17 protein-coding genes are annotated in these 20,935 nt (G+C 44.8%); all 17 read left to right on the top strand.

Annotated features, from left to right (window positions below; genetic code table 11):
* Nucleotides 1-2: 2 nt before the first annotated feature.
* The 17 genes from csm5 to P5683_RS00115 all read left to right on the top strand — a co-directional run bounded on the left by csm5 (nt 3) and on the right by P5683_RS00115 (nt 20,930).
* On the top strand, nt 3-1,274 hold the full coding sequence (gene csm5 / locus P5683_RS00195) for a type III-A CRISPR-associated RAMP protein Csm5 (protein ID WP_046320902.1): 1,272 nt from the start codon (nt 3-5) through the stop codon (nt 1,272-1,274).
* A 3-nt stretch (nt 1,275-1,277) separates the two neighbouring features.
* Complete coding sequence (gene cas6 / locus P5683_RS00190; protein WP_006670428.1) at nt 1,278-2,048, top strand: CRISPR system precrRNA processing endoribonuclease RAMP protein Cas6; 771 nt, start codon at nt 1,278-1,280, stop codon at nt 2,046-2,048.
* A gap of 2 nt (nt 2,049-2,050) precedes the next feature.
* On the top strand, nt 2,051-3,319 hold the full coding sequence (csx2, locus tag P5683_RS00185) for a TIGR02221 family CRISPR-associated protein (protein ID WP_006624612.1): 1,269 nt from the start codon (nt 2,051-2,053) through the stop codon (nt 3,317-3,319).
* 550 nt (nt 3,320-3,869) lie between these two features.
* Nucleotides 3,870-4,745, top strand: a complete 876-nt coding sequence (locus tag P5683_RS00180; RefSeq protein ID WP_081593260.1) for a GTPase domain-containing protein — start codon at nt 3,870-3,872, stop codon at nt 4,743-4,745.
* Between the two features lie 11 nt (nt 4,746-4,756).
* Nucleotides 4,757-5,572, top strand: a complete 816-nt coding sequence (locus tag P5683_RS00175) for a hypothetical protein (RefSeq protein ID WP_315638872.1) — start codon at nt 4,757-4,759, stop codon at nt 5,570-5,572.
* Between the two features lie 20 nt (nt 5,573-5,592).
* On the top strand, nt 5,593-6,492 hold the full coding sequence (locus tag P5683_RS00170) for a hypothetical protein (protein WP_008051089.1): 900 nt from the start codon (nt 5,593-5,595) through the stop codon (nt 6,490-6,492).
* A gap of 42 nt (nt 6,493-6,534) precedes the next feature.
* Nucleotides 6,535-8,739: a hypothetical protein gene (locus P5683_RS00165; protein ID WP_315669407.1), complete on the top strand. Its 2,205-nt coding sequence runs from the start codon at nt 6,535-6,537 to the stop codon at nt 8,737-8,739.
* Between the two features lie 71 nt (nt 8,740-8,810).
* Entirely contained in the window at nt 8,811-10,364 is a 1,554-nt protein-coding gene (locus P5683_RS00160) for a hypothetical protein (protein ID WP_315669406.1), read from the top strand.
* Nucleotides 10,365-10,435: 71 nt separating this feature from the next.
* Nucleotides 10,436-11,545 carry a hypothetical protein gene (locus tag P5683_RS00155; protein ID WP_315638865.1) on the top strand — a complete coding sequence of 370 codons (1,110 nt, stop codon included), beginning with the start codon at nt 10,436-10,438 and terminating at the stop codon, nt 11,543-11,545.
* 19 nt (nt 11,546-11,564) lie between these two features.
* Entirely contained in the window at nt 11,565-12,755 is a 1,191-nt protein-coding gene (locus P5683_RS00150) for a VWA domain-containing protein (protein ID WP_008051085.1), read from the top strand.
* Nucleotides 12,756-12,803: 48 nt separating this feature from the next.
* Entirely contained in the window at nt 12,804-13,757 is a 954-nt protein-coding gene (locus tag P5683_RS00145; protein ID WP_006670435.1) for a hypothetical protein, read from the top strand.
* Nucleotides 13,758-13,826: 69 nt separating this feature from the next.
* Nucleotides 13,827-14,954: an ARC6/PARC6 family protein gene (locus P5683_RS00140; protein WP_315642346.1), complete on the top strand. Its 1,128-nt coding sequence runs from the start codon at nt 13,827-13,829 to the stop codon at nt 14,952-14,954.
* Between the two features lie 79 nt (nt 14,955-15,033).
* Complete coding sequence (locus P5683_RS00135) at nt 15,034-16,500, top strand: VWA domain-containing protein (protein ID WP_006670437.1); 1,467 nt, start codon at nt 15,034-15,036, stop codon at nt 16,498-16,500.
* Nucleotides 16,501-16,530: 30 nt separating this feature from the next.
* Nucleotides 16,531-16,920: a hypothetical protein gene (locus tag P5683_RS00130; RefSeq protein WP_006624626.1), complete on the top strand. Its 390-nt coding sequence runs from the start codon at nt 16,531-16,533 to the stop codon at nt 16,918-16,920.
* Between the two features lie 12 nt (nt 16,921-16,932).
* Entirely contained in the window at nt 16,933-18,324 is a 1,392-nt protein-coding gene (locus P5683_RS00125; protein WP_006624627.1) for a VWA domain-containing protein, read from the top strand.
* Between the two features lie 50 nt (nt 18,325-18,374).
* The gene (locus P5683_RS00120) at nt 18,375-18,926 is read left to right on the top strand and encodes an FHA domain-containing protein (protein WP_006624628.1); all 552 of its coding nucleotides are present in this window, start codon (nt 18,375-18,377) and stop codon (nt 18,924-18,926) included.
* A 78-nt stretch (nt 18,927-19,004) separates the two neighbouring features.
* The gene (locus P5683_RS00115) at nt 19,005-20,930 is read left to right on the top strand and encodes a protein phosphatase 2C domain-containing protein (protein WP_315641705.1); all 1,926 of its coding nucleotides are present in this window, start codon (nt 19,005-19,007) and stop codon (nt 20,928-20,930) included.
* Nucleotides 20,931-20,935 lie beyond the last annotated feature (5 nt).

Below are 20,935 nucleotides of genomic sequence, written 5' to 3'. Positions count from 1 at the left end.
TCATGGTTTCAGCTTTCAATATTTCCAAGCCTCAAGTTTATGAAACTAGAACAATTCAGTTATCGAGTCCGCTTTTACACATTGGCTCTGCGGTGTCTCGGCTCAACCCATTTGAATATGTTCAAACCAGTCAAAGAGTCTATCTTCCAGAGCAAGAAGCTCTGGCTAGAGAATTGTCAAATCGAGGCAAATTGCAGGATTATATCAGTGCGATAGAGCATCGACAAGAAATTCTCAGTATTCTGAGATCAACTTTTGGTGAAAATTGGCAAGATGCTAAAGATGTTTTGGGAAATCCTATTTTTCCACCAGGAGCAATTGATAGGAAATGGACTGATGAAAAAGTAACTGATTTACGGCCCATGATTCGTAATGGATTCGGACAGCTTTACATTCCCGGCAGCTCAATTAAAGGTGCCATTAGAACAGCGATCGCTTATTACTTACTCAAAAATGCTGAGAAGTACGGAGTTCCTAATTCTAACCGAGTGAGTGCGATCGAGGAACGACTGAGGCAGCAGTTAGATAATAACCACTTGCAAAAACAACAAAAGTGGGCAGACGATCAGCTATTCATGGATAGTTTATTTGCGGATTTCTCATTAAATTATCAGGGAAAATCAATGGCAGCGGCTACCGGGCCGAATACTGATATTATGCGAGCTGTTCAAGTCACTGATTCTCAACCTCTAATAGAAAGGAAAGTGACGATGAAAAATAACAAAATAGTTACTTTTAACATTCCCGTTGTAGCTGAAATTCTGGTTTCTAGTCACTTTGATAATGATAATGCTAAATACAGAGCTTCTATTTATGCAGAAGTTGTCAGAAATGTTAAAACCCAGTTTACTTTGTCCTTAGATACGGAAATGTTATCCTGGTTTCAACACAAAAGAGGCATGAAAATTCCTTTTAAATCCGTTGATGAATTGCTGAATATTTGCCAAAGTTTTGCTAAAGAACAGTGGGATGGAGAACATGATTACTGGATGATGGTCAAAAACAAACAGCATCAAGGTAAAAATCTTGATTTTGCAGCAATTAGAGATTTTTATGAACCAGAACAATGCCCTTATCATTTGCGAATAGGTTGGGCTAGTGGGATGACCGGAACCACGGTAGGATGGCTATTTGCAGATGATTTGAGATCCCAAATTAGAGATACTTGTGGGATAAGAGCTCCCCAATTTGAAGCTCCCAAATCTCGTCGTACTGTGGTCGATCCTAATGGCAATATTAAATATGTCCCGGGGTGGGTAAAGTTTCGAGGATAATTAATGCTGATTCGTTCAACTTGGACATTGACTGTTTGTGAACCGATGACACTTCCTAGGTCTTACGGCTTGGAGTTGGTCAAACAACTTCATCATCAATTGGGGTTAGGAATTGGTCTCAATATGATCCCCGACACCAGCTTTTCTAGCATCATGGGACGGTGCTTGGGGGCTGGAGATTTCATTACATTTCAACCTGAAGAGTTGTATCAGCTAACCTTTTCTGGTTTGCAAGAAAAAAGTTCTAAAGCGATCGCATCTCTTGATTTATCAGGTGGTTTAGAATTTTTAGGAGTTCAATTTAAAGTTACCGATCGCCAAGATAATATCACAAGTTACGAACAACTTTACACTACCTTAGTAGCTAATGAACCGGAGCCAATTTTTGAGTCTCAACTCAAGTTTACAACTCCCACTTCTTTCGCCCAAAAAGCCATAAAGCTCCCCCTTCCAGTTCCCGGACTGATGTTTCGGAGTTGGCTGCAATCTTGGAATAATTTTGCTCCGATTTATTTGGGTAGTGGAGAATTGATTACTTATTTAGCAAATGCGATCGCTCTTAAACGTCATCGAATTTCTACTCAGCTATGTAGAATTGGGAAAGACTCAGTTAATGGATTTGTTGGTGAAATCACCTTAAAGGCATTGTACAAAACCGACCCCCTACTGGTGAATGTCGCGAATTTGTTGGTTCAATATTCTGAGTTTTCAGGAACTGGAATTAAGACAAGATTGGGAATGGGTCATACAGAAACTTATTCAAGGATTAATTAATTATGAGAACCGCTATCACGAAAATCATTTCTTTTCTGGGATTCAACTCTTACCAAGTTACCAAATATCAACATCCTACCCAGTCAATCTCTTTAACAACCAAATATTACCAAGAGGCTTTGGCTGAATTTTATCAGCCCCAGAAAATATATATTTTCTTGACTCCAACAGTTGAAACAAAATGTCCTGGTAGGGGAGACCAGAAAGAAGACCGCTCAAATTGGCATCAACTTGAAGAAATATTGGCACACAAGTTTCCTGAACTTGAGATTGTCCCAGTCAAAAACATTCCTGAGCGGAATAGTCCAGAAGATATCTGGACAATTTTCAATAAAGTTAATGAATGTTTGGAAGATGGCGATCGCGTCATTTTTGATATTACTCATTCATTTCGCTCTGTGCCAATTGTTGCGCTTTTGGCAGTTAGTTATTTTCGAGTGGTGCGAAATATTACCATTGAAGGTTTGCTTTATGGTGCATTTGAAGCTAAGGAGAATGGCATTACCCCCACCTTTGACCTTTTACCAGTAGTCCGCTTGTTTGACTGGCTTACAGCAACCGATCAGTTTCTGAAAACTGGGAATGGTGAAGACTTGGCGAAATTGTTGCAAGAGGCACAGGGTCATACTCAAGCATTGGGCGATCGCATTTTAGAAATTTCTCAAGGTTTGCAGTTATTGCGTCCCATGGATGTCATGACCGCCGCCGCAGCTTTACCGGAAAGTATTGAACAAGGTAAACCAGACTTAGCACGAGTTGTTCCACCTTTTGAACTATTATTAAATCGTGTGGTGAGTGAGTATGGTCAATTTGCTTTAGCTGAACCGAAAAACTATCAAGTCAATGGCAAAGCTGCATTACAGAAACAGCTTTTTGAGATTGAGTGGTATGCCAAGAAGGGTCTATATGTCCAAGCTATATCACTAGGACGGGAATGGCTACCTTCTCTCCTCTGTTATCATTTTGAACTCGATCCAATGGAGAAACAAGCACGGGAGGAAATGGAAATCCTTTGTTGTGGTGGTAAAGTGGGAGAGCGTGAGTCAATTTACCGCAGTCAATATAAAGAGATTGAACCATCTAAGCGTAAGATGATCAATCAGTTATGGAATAATCCCCCTTGTAAGTTGGCTAATTTACGCAATGATGTTCTTCATTCTGGTTTCCGTAAAGATCCGAAAAGTGTTGAAGAGATCAAACAAACATTACAAAAAATTGTCGAAGACCTGAAAACAATTGCTCAGGTCTGGGGTGTATTTGATGAAGAATAGAAAAGCCCAATTTTAATAGTTAGCGTGTCATTCATTCCTCCCAACCCAGAGGGAGTCAAATATGCTTCACAAGTAAAAGTTGAGCCAGATCGCCTGTGAAAATCACTAATTGAGAACAATCAACATGAGACTTGCCATTTCGGAAACTTGGCTAACTATCAGTTAGTCACATCGGACAAGCCCCCCAAGGGGGAGCGATCGCCCCTGTAAATGGCTTCTACACTGACATTAGAGGCAATTGCTCAATTAAATTTTTAGATATTTGCGTAAATTTAGTGGTTGTCCCTGATAGGTAGATAGATGATCAGCCCACCGGATGGCCATCTCTAACTGCAATCGGAGGATAACCTTTAGAAAAGTTTACAGTCCCAAGGTAGATTCAAGTAGATTTGTGTTTGATAATAAGGGGATACCATTAAGCCTTTAAGCATTAGGTTTAATAGAGTGAAAGTGCCTCACTGTAAGGGTTATAGATTCTATTGACCCACATTTTGTAGCACCCTTTTTTAGAACTTTTGCCGGGGTGAGGGACGATCGCCTCTGGGTTAAGGTGGCGGCGCGGTGGTGGTGGGATGCGATCGCCAACTGGAAGTCTGGCCATAGACTCACCCAGAACCGATTGACCCGACCACCATGTTTAGACCTTTTTATTGGAACTTTTCCTATGGGCGTTATCTATATCGGCGATCGCAATACTGGCAAAACTTCCCTAGTCCTGGAACTGGCTCATCCCAGCAGCCAGTTCGTCAAAGTCACCGATCCCCTTTACGATCAACTTAAAGCCCTTCTGTGTGACAAGGGAAAAACCAAGGCTACCGATGCCAGCCAGGCTACCCACGATCGCCAACTGGAGATCGAAGTGACCCTGCCCAGCCGACCCAAAAACATCTATACCGAATGGATAGATACACCGGGGGAAATATGGCGCGCGACTTGGAAAAACGACAACCCCGACGAGTGGAGAAAATTTTTGAAAACCGCTCACAGCAGTCAAGGGGTGTGCCTAGTCCTGTCCCCCTACCGGGAAATTATCCGCCAGGGGGATGGCATCATTCAGGAAGACTTTATCACCCGCAAACAATGGATTAAACGATTTGAGCGCTGGGTAAAATTTTTCCGCCAAGACTGTCGCCAAGCCAAACATCTGGTTCTGTGTCTGAACAAAGCGGACCTGATCCGAGGCATCGACCTGAAAGAAGAAGCCCAAAAACTAGCCTACCATCCCGTCAATGCCGAGATGAACTGGATGCAACGCAACAACTACGTTTTCAAAAGGTTTTTCAGTCCCCTACAATCCCACATCGCCGAACTGAACCAATATACCTCCGGTTTATCCGTGAAATGTTTCATCACTAGCATTTACAGCCGGGAACTGGTGGAACTTCCTTGGATTTATCTGGGCACTTATCTTAGTAGTAACCAATAAAGGAGTCAGCTATGGGCAACATTTGCGTAATCGGCCCCAGGGCATCTGGAAAAACCACCTATCTCGCCGGACTCAGCTACTTTTCTGAGTACCGGGGTTCCCGCAGTGAATACAGCATCGAACCCCTCAACGACGAGACTCACAAGCTGGCGGAAGATGCGGAACAGACAATTTGCAACGGGTTAGCGGTTGAACCGACTGTGCTAGGCGATCGCATCAGAAGTGTGGATGACCTTCCCGACTACTCCTTTAAAATCGAAGTCAAACAGAGATTCCTCAGACCCCGAATCGATATCCAACTGACCGTTCGCGACTACCCCGGCGAAGTGTTCGATAAAATTCTCCACTCTTCCCCAGACCCGATTATGGAAGAATTTATCGACGAATGTTTTAGGGCTGACGTGGATGGTTGTTTGCTGTTGTTTACGGAGTGGGAAAGCAGCCGAGATCGTTTTTATAGCCAATTGATCAAGCAATTTTTAAAAATTATGGACGAACACGATCGCCTAAATAACTATCGCCTAGCCGTAGCCATGAGTAAATGCGAACGGGGGGAAATTTGGCCGGGAAGATTGGACCCGGAAACCGACCTATTTGGCATTTACTTGAAAAAAACCCTCAAAACCCTCAAAAAATCCGTTCCCCCCAAAAACTTGCAGTTTTACGCCATGTCAACCTTCGGCGTGTCGGGACGGTATGACCCTCGCCCCAACCGGGCGGATGCTCGGGGAACTAACGGACGAGTCTCGACTTTACGAGAACCGAACCAGTGGCAACCTTACAATTTAGTTGAACCGTTGTGTTGGTTAAGTACCGGCCAAATCTGAACTTTAAGAGTGAGTCGATCATGCTATTTGACAACCAAACCAACTCGACATCATTATCCGTCAAAACCTTGGGCGGAGATTCCGTGGTGCGAATTATCGGCGATCGCAGTTCCGGGAAAACCACTTATTTGGCATCCCTGGCTTACTGGCCCAACGCCAGCCCCGATAATCCCGTGCAAACCGTCTCCCCCGTCGGCGAAGACAGCGAGGAACTGGTAGACAAAGCCAGAGACATCCTAGAACAGGGATTATTACTGGAACCCACCAACCTCCACGATATCGACGCGGTGAAGGATTACACCCTCAGCATCACCCTCAAAGATCGCTTTTCCTGGTTGCGGGGGTCGGGAAAGATGGTGCAAATCAACGTCAGTTGTAAGGATTACAGCGGCGAGTTTTTCCGGGATTTGGTGCATAAAAGTGGCGATCCGATGCTGGATGATTACCTCGACGATTGCTGTTTGGCGACCGGGTTAATGGTACTCGTCGATGGAACCGCTCACCGCAAGGATAAGGACTATTGCGCGGGGATAGAAAAACTGTTGGTGGAACTCGATCGCGCTGAGTTGAAGAACCAACATCGACGGATTGCCTTTGTGTTGACTAAGTGCGAACAGTCGGAGTTGTGGGTGAACCGCCACGAACCGAAAAAGTTGGCAAACATGAGATTTCCCAAACTCTCCGCCCAACTGCAAAGCTATTCCAAACTAAACCGCGTGGGGGTGGAGTATTTCACTACTTCCGCCTTTGGGATTTTGGGGAAACAGTACCCCGAACCCAACTCGAAACGGTTGAAGCGATCGCGTGATGGGACAACTTCGGTGATTAAAAAACCGAGAGTCTGGCGGCCCTTTGGTTTAGTCGCCCCCATTTACTGGCTTTGTACCGGAAAACGCCACCCGGAACTCGATCGCGACTAATGCGATATTCCCGATGTCCTCATTTGCAATCTTTTCACAGCCATGACGATGATCTACATTCACGAATTTAGTACCGGAATTGAAGTGAAACGAACTTCCGATGGCGGGTGGGAATCGGGGGGATTTACCGGACAGTACATGAATTGTACCCGTGAAATTCCCCCGGAGATATTAAATGCCATTTCTAGTGGCGAATTTTCCTTGTCAGAAGGGGGCCTCCAAGATCATCCGGCGATAGTGGGGCGACAAGTCGGGGGATATTCCGTGGTAGCCGTCGTCAGCCGGGGACGGGACGATCGCGGGCGGGGCCTATCGCTATACCGCTATTTTTGGTGTGAGGGAAAGGACTATATCGAAGCAATTTTGCGAACGATGATTTCGCGACCGTCGAATAAAGTTGATCCTCTCGTCTTCGATCCCTATAACCAACCCCCGTCAACCGGATACCCTTTAAACCCGGATTCACAGCCTGTTTCATTAGATAAATTGGCAGAATATTTAGACTCATCGCCACCCATCGTTATTCCCCATGAACAACCCTGTACGCATTTGATATTAAACGAGATAGCGAAAGAGATAGCGAAACGACAAGGCCAGGACTATTCTTGGGCTTATAAGGTAGCGGCCTTAGAAAATCCCTGGTATTTCCAAGTAATTTATCCCGCCAGTTCCGAAGCGGAAGACAATTTCAAGGAAGTTTTAGCCCGTCGTCCCCGTGATTCCGTATTTATCTCTGGGGAAGCGGGGATTAAAACCGCGATCAAAGCCATCATAAAAGGTCGCGTCAAACCCGAACACATAAACAGCTTGGAAATCGCTTTAGCCCATCCCCAAATCGATGCTCAATTTTGGAACAAACTCTTAGATGGTCTAGGAGCATCCAAAGCCTACAAAGACAAAATATACTCCGAACCGATGGTTAGGCTGTTGACCTTAAAAGCCCTACTGATACCGAAATTCTTGCCCGACTTTTTGATTTGGATACAAACCGCCCCCAAGCCGGATGACTGTTGGGAATCTTGCCGGAAATTGCAGGCATCGATTGTCACAGAGTACCAAAAGAATATCGGCGGCTTGCCATGTCTGACTCGAAATGTTAAGGACGGAATTTATAGTCTTCTCTCGCGCTTAATCACCAAACCAAAATCCTCCAAATCCGACAGCACAATTAAACATAAACTCCGTGGTTTAGTGCATTCCAAATTTGATATCCCAAAACTTGTTAAAGCGACTAAATTATTACTCACCCAAAAGGATGGGTTTTGGTCGCAGGTTTACCGCGTGTCTTTCACCAAAGATTTGGCAGATGCTCTCACCCAAATACCAGATTTATGGGAACCAGGAATCATCACAAATTACCCAGAAGAACAGCAGAAATTCTTAACAAATTTACAGCCTTTTTGGAGATATCCCGGCAAAACTGACAAGAACTATTTATCCTTAGCTCAATTCTTTGAAGAAGTGGAGGAGCCACATTTCGCCGCCATTTTTTATCAAATCTCAACCGGTGAGGTTCCTGCAAATATATTTTACAGCCTATCTCGAAAGGGCAATGTTAAAAAAGGAACATTGTTCGAGATGACGCTAATTCGCAAAAAGGGATTGCTCGACCATATCCATTCTGCTTTAGATGCAGGGATTTATTTTGTCACAGAAAATTTAATATTGATTATAAGAAGGATGGTAATAGGTTTATTATTAGGTACAATAGGATTAATAACAATATTGTTAATAAGTAGTTTGTTGATATCTCTGTATGAGAAGGATTTGCAGGCAAGTATGGACGAGAAAATAGCCGCTCTAGAGGAGGAATTAAAATCTGCACAGGCATCAACAACAGACACGAATAACCCAGAGACTTTGACCGAAATTAGTCCTGAAAATCAAAAACTTTTTAACAGAACACATGAGGCAATCAAGGCAATGATTACTAATTTAACTGATTACATAAATCAACTACCACCAAACACTCTAAATAGCATAGGTATTCCCGAGAATGTACAGGATAATAACGAGTATATAGTTTTATTTTGTGTCAAAAGAAGATTAGATCTAGCCCCAAGCTTTCAATATGGAGAAATCGGTAAATATAACGAAAGATGGCAAGAATTTAGTGACGCAATTAAGGAATATCAGAAATCCAAAGGAGTAGATACTCCTGATGGCGTGATTGATAAAGATGGTCGAACACAAAGATGGTTGGAGGAAGATATCAGAAATCAATGCTTAAACCCACATGGAGGCTAAAATATGTTAATGATGTTACAGACAGGATGCCTGTGCTATGGGGTTCGATTGGTTAACGGAAACAGTACATTATGACACTCTCTGTTTATATGCTTGATTCTCCATTTAATTTGGATAAAAATGAGATTAAAAAGGCGGTCAAAGCTATCATGAATTTCCGCACACAACCGGAATACATAAACAGCTTGGAAATCGCTTTATTTCATCCCCAAATCGATGCTCAATCTTGGAACAAACTCTTAGATAGTCGAGGAGCATCCAAAGCCTACCAAGACAAAATATACTCCGAACCGATGGTTAGGCTGTTGACCTTAAAAGCCCTACTGATACCGAAATTCTTGCCCGACTTTTTGATTTGGATACAAACCGCCCCCAAGCCGGATGACTGTTGGGAATCTTGCCGGAAATTGCAGGCATCGATTGTCACAGAGTACCAAAAGAATATCGGCGGCTTGCCATGTCTGACTCGAAATGTTAAGGACGGAATTTATAGTCTTCTCTCGCGCTTAATCACCAAACCAAAATCCTCCAAATCCGACAGCACAATTAAACATAAACTCCGTGGTTTAGTGCATTCCAAATTTGATATCCCAAAACTTGTTAAAGCGACTAAATTATTACTCACCCAAAAGGATGGGTTTTGGTCGCAGGTTTACCGCGTGTCTTTCACCAAAGATTTGGCAGATGCTCTCACCCAAATACCAGATTTATGGGAACCAGGAATCATCACAAATTACCCAGAAGAACAGCAGAAATTCTTAACAAATTTACAGCCTTTTTGGAGATATCCCGGCAAAACTGACAAGAACTATTTATCCTTAGCTCAATTCTTTGAAGAAGTGGAGGAGCCACATTTCGCCGCCATTTTTTATCAAATCTCAACCGGTGAGGTTCCTGCAAATATATTTTACAGCCTATCTCGAAAGGGCAATGTTAAAAAAGGAACATTGTTCGAGATGACGCTAATTCGCAAAAAGGGATTGCTCGACCATATCCATTCTGCTTTAGATGCAGGGATTTATTTTGTCACAGAAAATTTAATATTGATTATAAGAAGGATGGTAATAGGTTTATTATTAGGTACAATAGGATTAATAACAATATTGTTAATAAGTAGTTTGTTGATATCTCTGTATGAGAAGGATTTGCAGGCAAGTATGGACGAGAAAATAGCCGCTCTAGAGGAGGAATTAAAATCTGCACAGGCATCAACAACAGACACGAATAACCCAGAGACTTTGACCGAAATTAGTCCTGAAAATCAAAAACTTTTTAACAGAACACATGAGGCAATCAAGGCAATGATTACTAATTTAACTGATTACATAAATCAACTACCACCAAACACTCTAAATAGCATAGGTATTCCCGAGAATGTACAGGATAATAACGAGTATATAGTTTTATTTTGTGTCAAAAGAAGATTAGATCTAGCCCCAAGCTTTCAATATGGAGAAATCGGTAAATATAACGAAAGATGGCAAGAATTTAGTGACGCAATTAAGGAATATCAGAAATCCAAAGGAGTAGATACTCCTGATGGCGTGATTGATAAAGATGGTCGAACACAAAGATGGTTGGAGGAAGATATCAGAAATCAATGCTTAAACCCACATGGAGGCTAAAATATGTTAATGATGTTACAGACAGGATGCCTGTGCTATGGGGTTCGATTGGTTAACGGAAAGGGTGCATTATGAGACTCTATTTCTATATACTGGCTGGTCTAATATCTGCTTTGCTGGGGTGGAATATCGCCCAGGTGTTCCTTAGCGATTTCGGCTGGCTGCAAGGGTTTCCGGAAATTGTCTTGTTTCCCTGCATGGCGATTTCCCTGGCAATTGGCAGCGTCACCAACGAGATTTTTATCAGTAACCCCACCCGTCCTAAACTGAGTGTACGGATGCTGCGAGTTCCGCTGATGTTGGCGTTTATGGTGGGACTGATAGCGGGGGGAATAGCGGGGGGTATTTCCCAAATTCTGTTCGACCCTAGCCTGGCAATTCCTCCCGTGATAATTCGGGTGTTTGGTTGGTTGGTGGTGGGAGGTTCGGTGGGTTTGGCTGAGGGGTTGAGTTGGCGGTTTCATAGCCTGGAGGCGGGAAACCCCAAACGCTTTTACCTGCGCCTATTTATCAGTATTTTGGCGGCGAGTATTGCCAGTCTCATCGCGGCGGGTATTTTTGAGCTGATGCGTTTGCTAAGGCTGATGCCAGCGGCTTTTAAACCCTACGAAGACCCGTTGGGGTTTGCAGTGTTGGGGTTGTGTTTGGGTGTGGCATTTGCCATCACGAATGCTTCCCCCACTTACCTGCCGGCTTTGAGGGCGGGAAGCGGATTTGAGTACCAGGAAGAAGATCACCAAGATATTTCTGTTTTGGATGAGGACAGCGAAGATGATGATCCGAAAATCAATTCCTCGATGCTGCGATTTATTACTTATCGATCGCGGGACGAATTTGATGATGAAAAAATCGAAGAAGGGATGTCAATCGAACTACCCAGGCGGGGCATGATTCGGATCGGTTCTTCTGTAAAATCAGAAAACAAAGCGGATATTTATCTGCCCCATCTGCTCCCGTACCTGGCAAATATTAAAATCGAAGGAAACCGGGCTTTTTTAACGCCCCATCAGAGACAATTCCTGAAAATTGCGATTAACGGAACCAAGCTGAGATCTCGACGTAAAGTTTCACTAAAACACAACTATGTTATTACATTCTATACCGAACCATCCGAAAGTTTTAAAGTCCCGAAATTCTACCGGTTTGTATTTTATAATCGCTTTTTCGATCCGATGGCTTAGTGGTAGTGCGATCGCATTGATGATCGCGTCCCCAGTTTTCGGAAAAACGGCGGAAATTGTGGGTCGTCCGAGGATAAACAATGACAATGTTACCCTGCGCCTGCAAGTCAGGGATGGGAGAGGTCGTCCGGTCATGCAATTGCAGGAGTCGGATTTTCAAGTGATTACAGATGATGAACCCGTCGGGATCAAATCTTGGCAAAGTCCCCAAGAAAGCACCCCTCCTCCGGCTTGGATTGTGGTTTTAGTTGACTTGAGTGGGAGTATGAACGAACTCGATACAAGTGGAAAGCGAAGAATAGATGGTGCCCTGGACGCGACGCGACGATTTTTAGAACAAATGAGCGATCGCGGTGGTGATACGAAGGTGGCGATCGTTCCGTTTGGGGAAGGTGGCAGAAACTGTCCGGGTTTCGAGGTGACACAGCGGGGGATTGACTCCAGATTTTTCCCGGCGAATGATATCAAACAAACCAACTTTCTGGATTATCTGGCCGCGCAAACACTTTGTGCAGCTACGGATATTTACAGTCCGTTGTCAGAAGCGATCCGAGTCCTGGGAAATCGGCAAGATCCACGGTTTTACGTTCCGGAAGATTCGGGTAGACCGGAACCTCGGCTATCGGTGATTCTCCTCTCGGACGGCTTCCACAATCAACCGAACGAACAACAAGATTTCGATAATTTAATTACCTTACTGGAGAGAAATAATAACATCATTGTTCACACTCTCGGCTATGGCTTAACCCCCCAACAGGTGGGGCAAAAATATAACTTGGGACGAGCGGCTACTCGAGCTGATGCTGATAAAAATCCCCAAGTTGCAAGGGAGTTTGTCGATAAAGAACGCCTGCAGACCATTGCGGAAACAACAGGAGGAATTGCGGAATTTTCGGGAAACGCCAATGACATTGCCAGGAACTTGCAACTTTTCCTAGATTCCCTGTTGGGAGAATACGAGATTGTTTTCCAGCAACCGAACGCGGAACGGGGAACGCAACACGAAGTTTTGGTACAAGTGACGGTTAATAATCAGCAAATCAAGACGCAACCGAAAACTTACACGATGATGGTTTTTGGGCGATCGCTTCCCCAGAAAACACGCTTAATTATGACTGGTATCCTCTTATTGGTGCTGATTTTGGGAGGGGTTATCCCTTTCTTGAGCTGGAGCAATTATATGAAAAGAGAGGCGGAGCATGATTTTTGATGATGGTTTCTATATTGTTACTTGACAATCTCAGGATAACTGTATAAAATGGGTATCATAACAAAAACAAATCAGACCGTGAAATGCTTTAAATATCGCTTAGGTTTTTTCCTGTTGAGCGGTGGGTTATTGGTGGGCTGCGAGGCTGTCTCGGAGGTGTTGCCAAGGGAGGTATTAAACCATCTCCCTAAGAGTCTGACTAACTCGTTAGAATGTCCGGAGATGCCCAGTGGTTCTTTGTCGAATCCAGAGGCGATCGCCATAGATAGCCAAAACTTTCAAGGAACGGGAATTGTGCGATCGGGTGAGGATACTGGTTTTGTGTTTTCGGGTGAAAAAGGCAAACTATTAAGTTATCGCTATAATGAGGGAGTGTGTGTTTGGATTTACGCCCCAGATAACAGTTTAGTATTGGGTAATGAATTACCTCTTAATGGGAGGTATACGGTTCATGTCGCCTCACTCGGAGGAACCAGAAATTTCGAGATAGAAATGAGTTTGTCGGCTCCAGTGGCAGCAGTACCACCACCGGCACCGGCACCGGCACGGACAGCGACACCGACAGCGACACCGACAGCGACACCGGCACCGACACCGACAGCGACCCAGACACGCACATCAACGGCAAGACAAAGACCGGAAAGAACTGCCAATGATACTGGTCGCGCGCCTAGACCTCAGAGGCAAGAAACAGCGATCGCACCCTTTAGGCGATCGGATTTTCCGAAATCAAGTTGTGGCGATCGACTGCCAACTAATCGGGCAGACTATCCAATTAGATTTTATCCGGTAAACGTTCCTGATAGTGAAAGTAACTTACAAAGAACAAAAGCGATTTTTTGTAGAGATGCCTATCGAAGATATCGTCATGCCAATGATGATTATCTGATTCAAGTTGCCTCATTTAACAGTCGTTCAAGGGCGGAGGCTTTTGCCAGAATGGTTAACGAACAAGTCTCAGGAGCAAGTGTTGGAGTAGCGAGTGTAATCAATGCACCTTGATTGAGACTGAATGAGTCGATAGCCCAGATCAACCCTATAAAATATATGGAAATCCGGGGATTAAATGCCATGATAATTAAGTTAAAGCTACTAATGCGGTTGTTCTCGATCCTATTTGTAGGAGGATTATGGGGCTGCGAGGCTGTCTCGGAGGTGTTGCCAAGGGAGGTATTAAACCATCTCCCTAAGAGTCTGACTAACTCGTTAGAATGTCCGGAGATGCCCAGTGGTTCTTTGTCGAATCCAGAGGCGATCGCCATAGATAGCCAAAACTTTCAAGGAACGGGAATTGTGCGATCGGGTGAGGATACTGGTTTTGTGTTTTCGGGTGAAAAAGGCAAACTATTAAGTTATCGCTATAATGAGGGAGTGTGTGTTTGGATTTACGCCCCAGATAACAGTTTAGTATTGGGTAATGAATTACCTCTTAATGGGAGGTATACGGTTCATGTCGCCTCACTCGGAGGAACCAGAAATTTCGAGATAGAAATGAGTTTGTCGGCTCCAGTGGCAGCAGTACCACCACCGGCACCGGCACCGGCACGGACAGCGACACCGACAGCGACACCGACAGCGACACCGACAGCGACACCGACAGCGACACCGACACCGACAGCGACACCGACAGCGACACCGACACCGACAGCGACACGGACAGCGACACGGACAGCGACACCGACACCGACACCGGCACCGACACCGACACCGACACCGGCACCGACACGGACAGCGACACCGACAGCGACCCAGACACGGACAGCGACACCGACTCAAACTCAAACTTCTAGGAATTCTCCCCAGATAGACTTGACCCAGGAGCAAGCGGTAACGTTAGTGAATAGATGGTTGAGTTCTAAAGGGCGTATTTTTGCGGCTCCTTTCGATCTTCAGTTAGTTCGCCAATATACTTCCGGTCCTTTATATAAAAATATTACACAACCTAATGGTTCGATAGATTGGCTTCGCAAAAATAACTCGTATTACACCTATCGGGAATCAAAAGTGATCAATGTTGTTTCTTTTTCGGTTTCCGGCTCTCGTCCAGAATTAATCGTTACTGTCTACGAAGATCGAACATTCCATACACCAAGGGGAATTGATTCGCGTCTATCTGGTGCGAGTAAAGGGAACTATCGATATTGGTTTGTCAAGGATAACGGACGGTGGAAAATTTACGAAAGACAAGCAGTAAATTGATATGGCAATTGCTCCGGGGAATACGATGGCTGAGACTTGAAAATCAAATTAATTTCATTTTTTAAACTTGGAAACAACCATGATAAATATAACAATGATTACCAAAAAAATATATAAACCGCTGCTATTCGGAGTCTGTGGGGGAGCCGGATGTTTGCTGGGGGCGCTAATTTTCGGTGAAATATGGCTGTATCTAACTCGACAACCTCCGGGGTTTCTCACCAAGCCTAAAGCGGTGGTCCTGCTGATAGACACATCTGGAAGTATGAGCGGCCAAAAACTGCGGGAGGTGCAAACGGCGGCATCGGAATTTGTGAGCCGACAAAACCTGAAACGCCATGATTTAGCTGTGGTAGAATTTTCCAGCCGGGCGAGTGTGGTGGCAGATTTTACCCGCAATGAAACGGAACTACAACAGGCGATCGCTCGCCTTTCCGCCAGGGGAGGAACTAACCTCAGCGAAGGCTTCAACCTGGCAACTTCTGTCCTCCAAAATAGCGATCGCACTCCCAATATCTTACTCTTTACCGACGGCGTACCCAACAATCCGCCGATGGCCGCATCCATCGCCCAACAAATCCGAGCCTCCGGAATTAATTTGGTAGCGGTGGGAACGGGAGACGCACAAATCAACTACTTAACCGCTCTAACTGGCGATCCAGATTTGGTGTTTTATGCCAACTTCGGCGACCTTGATCGTGCCTTCCGGGGGGCAGAAAAAGCGATATATGGACAACAATTGGTCGAGTCGGATGAAAGCGGTAATTATGGCTTCTTTTTCGGTGTTTTTCGTATAGGCGTATGGACGGGATTTTTGGCGATCGGAACTTCCCTCGCCTTGATTATCGGACAAAATTACACCCTGCGTCGTCGCCTCCTCTCTTTTCAAGAAGGGAGTTGGGGAGGTGGGGGTGGTTTGGTGGCTGGATTCGTCGGGGGAGCCGTCGGTCAAGTGGTGTTTCTTCCCAGTGGTTACCTTCCGGTTTTGTCGGTGGTGGCTCGGCTGACGGGGTGGACGGTACTGGGAACCCTCGTCGGCGGTGGAATGTCTCTATTTGTGCCTAATCTACCTCGGAAAAATGCGCTGATAGCGGGGTCGGTGGGAGGTGTTTTTGGTTCTTTAAGTTTTCTGGTTTTTGAATCTGTGACGGGGGTGATTTTAGCGCGTTTGGCAGGGGCGACGATTTTGGGATTTTGTATCGGTTTGGCGATCGCCTTGAGCGAACAATTTTACAGTTCCTTGTCCGGTTCTGTAGTGCTGTTGGTTCACTGGAATAACCAAGAATGTACGATGGTTGCTTTGGGAGAAAAGCCCATCGAAATCGGCAGTTCCCGAAATGCCCATGTTTACTTATCAAAAGATGCCGGATTTCCGGCAGAATTTGCCAAAATTTTCCTAGAAAATGGTAAAATTATCTTAGAATTTGACTCGGCTCTGTCACAGCATCCGAAATTTGGGAAAATGAAGCGATTTAGACAAGAACTAAATGATGGCGATCGCCGCCAGTTTGGAGATATTATATTGGAAGTTCAAGAAAGGCTTTAAATCAGGTATTATTTGATTAATTTTATGTAAATGGTTCAATATACACTTTACCTGTTAAGCACCAGTCAACCCGACCCGCATCCAGTATCCTATAATCTGAATATCAGTGAAAAGGAGGAAAACAACCCGGAGAGTATTTTTAATTCAAAATTGCGTGAAAAAATGCGATCGCAATTGCAACAACAAACCGCCTGTGCCCTGAACAATGCTAACCTCGAACAAATCATACAGACATGGCTAGAAGATATCCGAGAAGGCTATCGAACCACATCTCTCACGTTGGATTTACCTGCCCTGGAATTCGAGGAGATCCACCAAATACAAGATTCGGGCGATCGTCGAATTCCCGATTTATTCCCTCCCGATTTTTCGCAAATTGAACCCCAAGGCGGTGCTTTACCTCCCTTGGATTTTACCTAAATTTCACCAACCATGCTGAACGTTACTATCACCCCCCACTTAGAATTTCTCAATGCTGATAAAGCTGGACAAAAGCTATTTGTGATGCTGAAACTGCGACCTAATGCGGAGGTGTCCGCCAGTCGTCCCTCGACCACATTTAGCTTTGTGATCGATACCAGTGGCTCCATGTATGAAGTTTTGGAAGGGGAGGAGACTATACCCACAGGTAATAGTTATTTCCTGGATGGAAAGCAATATACACAAGTCACCGGGGGAAAAACTAAAATTGACCAGGTGATCGAATCCCTCGAAGGTCTGGTCAGTTCCGGCCAAGCTGACTCCCGCGATCGGATTGCATTAGTCCGGTTTGATGACTCCGCGTCGGTCCTGCTTCCCCTGACTGCATCGACAGATACGGCATCTTTGAAAAATGCGATCGGTCAACTCCGAAATTTCAGCGGCGGCACTCGCATGGCTTTGGGAATGGAAGAGGCTTTAAACATCCTGAAAAACTGCGATCTCAGCAGTCGCCGGACTCTCATTTTCACCGACGGACAGACTTTTGATGAAAGCGATTGTCGAGACCTGGCGACACAATTCGCTGAGGCGGGAATCCCCATTACAGCTTTGGGAGTTGGCGAGTATAACGAGGATTTGTTACTGTATTTGAGCGATCGTACTGGGGGCCGAGTTTTTAATGTTGTGGAAACACAAACCCACACCGGAACCACGGATATTCCTATTTCCGAACTTCCTAATACAATTTTTGAGGAAGTTCAACAAGCTCAATCGGAAGTGATCAATAACCTCAAGTTAAATATCAGCACAGTCAAGGGTGTCAAATTAGCACGAATTAGTCGCGTATATCCCGATAGTGCTGAAATTGCCCTGGATAAAAAGCCTTATTTAATTGGAAGTGCGATCGCCAATGATGACACGGTTTTTCTATTAGAATTTGACCTGGAAAGTCATAGCCAAGCCAAGGTTCGTATTGCCCAACTTGGTCTGACTTACGACATTCCGGGAAAGCAACGGCGGGGTGAACTTCCCCCCCAAAACCTAGTCGTTCAGTTTGTGGCAGGACAGGGAGGAAGCGCCCAAACCAACCCGGAAGTCATGGGATATGTGCAGCAGCGAAATATCAGTGGAATTGTCGATCGCGCCGCCAACCTCGCTGATCAAAATCCCGAACAAGCGGCAGAATTGCTGGAAACTGCCCGACGATTAACCGTTAAAATTGGCAACGACGCAATGGTTGAATCTCTCAACGTCGGCATTGAAGAAGTCCGCAAAACTCGCAAACTTTCTTCTGGAACCCGCAAAACCGTCAAAATGGGAGCCAAAGGTAAAACTGTGAAAATGAGCAACGATTCCGAACTGGGTCTTTCCGAAGACCAAATTCGCAATTTAACCGGATCATAAATGATTCCAACTCTCACTAAAATATTAGCCCTTTATTAGGAGATAAAATCATGTCTATTACTTGTCCAAGCTGTAGCTATGATAACCTGGATGATGCCGAATTCTGCGAGGTCTGTGGTACAGAATTGAACACTGCCACATCTGTGCCCGCACCCCCTGAACCTGTCAGTAATTCCAGCCCCGAACTTTTTCCCTTCACCCCTCCCTTTGAGGAAGTCGATCTTTTCCCCAAAAACGAACCCCTCACTTTCCCTACGGCTACCACTGCGCGTCTGGTCGCCAAACAAGCTAACGCACCTCAACCTGAATTTCGTTTAGATGGTGTGGCACTGGTGGGAGTTTTTGACCCGGATATGGGGCCGGTGGATATCGATTTAGAAAACTTTGCCGGGGGAGAAACGGTATCGCGCCATCACGGAGAAATTTACCCGGAAGCGGGTAATTGGATGATTAAAGACTTGGGTTCAACTAATGGAATTTTCATTAAACCAAAGGGTCAAAGTCGCTTCGGAGCGAGGATTACTAGCCCAACTTGTCTTAATCCCGGTGATGAGGTTGCTTTTGGAAAAGTTCAGTTTGTGTGGGCAAACTCTGAGTTTTAATTGACTCAATTAGGAGATAAAAAACTGGGATTATCTCCTGTCTTATGGTTCAACTTATACGGATTATTAAATGGGCTCGTGATTTCAGAAAATACCTGTTTACAAATCGGAGATTTTGTGGTAAGAGTTGCCGCCAACCTGGGTCAAAGCAACGATCGCATTCACTATTTTAAAGTAAGTCTGGAAAATGCAGGTAGTGAACATCCTCAACTGGGACTTTTGCGAGTGGGTTCGGCAACGGGTTTGTTGCAACAAGAATTACAATTGCGGGAAACCTTGGCGGATTATAGTTTGGTTGCACCCATACTCGCTCAAATCCAGGTTCCTGATCTGTCTAAAATTGTGCAAGAACCCTTGACAGAAGAAACCATCGAAGCTGACCATATCACCCCGGAATTAACTGCCCATCAAGACCACGAATTATCGACTTTATCGAGTCCTGATGGGTCCGAGGAAATCCCCGAAAATTCGGAGGATATAGAGCAGTTAACAAATGAAACAGAAACCGCCGCAGATACGGCAGAAAGCATAACCGAAAATCAAGAAAATCAGACCCTAGAAAATACGGCGGAAAATATCACGGATAATCAAGATTTATATGAAGGGTCTGAGCCGGAGACAGATGAGGGAGAAAATTACCTGGAACCTGAATATTATCCTGAAGAAAATCTAGCGAGTGATGAAGGCGATCGCCTATTGGTATTGACCGAATTTCCCCATCCTGAGCGGGTATTAAGTCAGTGGTTAAAAAATAGTCCGAACCCCCTGGAAGTTTTAAAAGCGATCACGCCAATTTGTCAATTATTCTGGTATTTCCATCAACGTCACTGGTGTGCGATCGACATCAACCCAGATTGGTTAGAAATAGGTCAACCCATTCGCTGTTTTGACCTGACTGGCGTTTACCCAGAAGACACCCCAATGAGTTCGGGAGTCATGGGAAATTACTGTGCCCCCGAACTATCATCCCATCCTATTCCTAGTGAAAAAAGCAGCGTTTATACCATTGGTGCTTTACTGTATCATGGGTTGTATGGAAGAGAGCCAGACAGTGATTTTCTGGGTGTAAAAAAATGCGATATGCCCCATTTGTCACAACTGCTAACTATCTCCTTGTCCGCCATTCCTGATGAGCGTTTTTCCTTGTCACAACTGCGAGGTTTGGTCATCGAAACTCGTAAACTATTGGGGGGCGATCGCGTCAATTGGGAAATCGCCAGTGAATCTACCCTGGGACTGTCTCCCCGACGACTCCAAAATGAAGATAGCTACGGAATTGCTCAAATTAATCAAGGAGCATCTGAGCAGGTTATTTTAGCAGCTTTGGCGGATGGTATGGGAGGAATGGCGGCGGGTGAGGTAGCCAGTCGTTTGGCGGTGAAAACGGTTATTGATGGATTTCGCCAGGAAGAAGAAAATATTTCAAAAAACAGCAGCCAGTGGTTAATTTCTATTGTCGATCGCGCTAACTCGGCGGTATCTGAGGCGGTACATAATGGCGGAACTACGTTAAGTTTAGCCTTGATAGAGTCCCGAAAATTGGCGATCGCTCATGTGGGTGATAGTCGCATTTATCGGGTGAGTGACGGCAAAATTGAGCAGTTGAGTGAGGATCATTCTTTGGTGGCGCTGCTGGTCGCCAGCGGTCAAATTTCCGCCGAAGAAAGCCTCGAACATCCCGATCGCAATGTTTTGACTAAATCCTTGGGCTCGAAACCCAATCTTTCCCCGGGTTACGTGCAAACGAAAAGCGATATTCAATTGCAAGATGGCGATCTAATTTTGTTATGTTCCGATGGAGTCTGGGATTTAATTAGTAATGAGGAATTTATCGAAATTTTTAGCCAATCTCAACCCTTGCAAACTGCGGTTAATGAAGCAATTAATTTGGTGCTAAAACGAGACGCACCCGATAACGCGACTTTGTTGGCATTACGATGCAGTATTACTCCCATTGCTGTTAAATTTAACAGAGTTGAACAATCCTCAAAAACTTTAATTTAATTGAC

Source organism: Limnospira sp. PMC 1279.21 (assembly GCF_032349615.1).
GTDB classification, from domain to species: Bacteria; Cyanobacteriota; Cyanobacteriia; order Cyanobacteriales; family Microcoleaceae; genus Limnospira; species Limnospira fusiformis.
The sequence above is the reverse complement of the archived record's forward strand: the minus strand, read 5'-3'. Positions and strand labels throughout refer to the sequence as shown.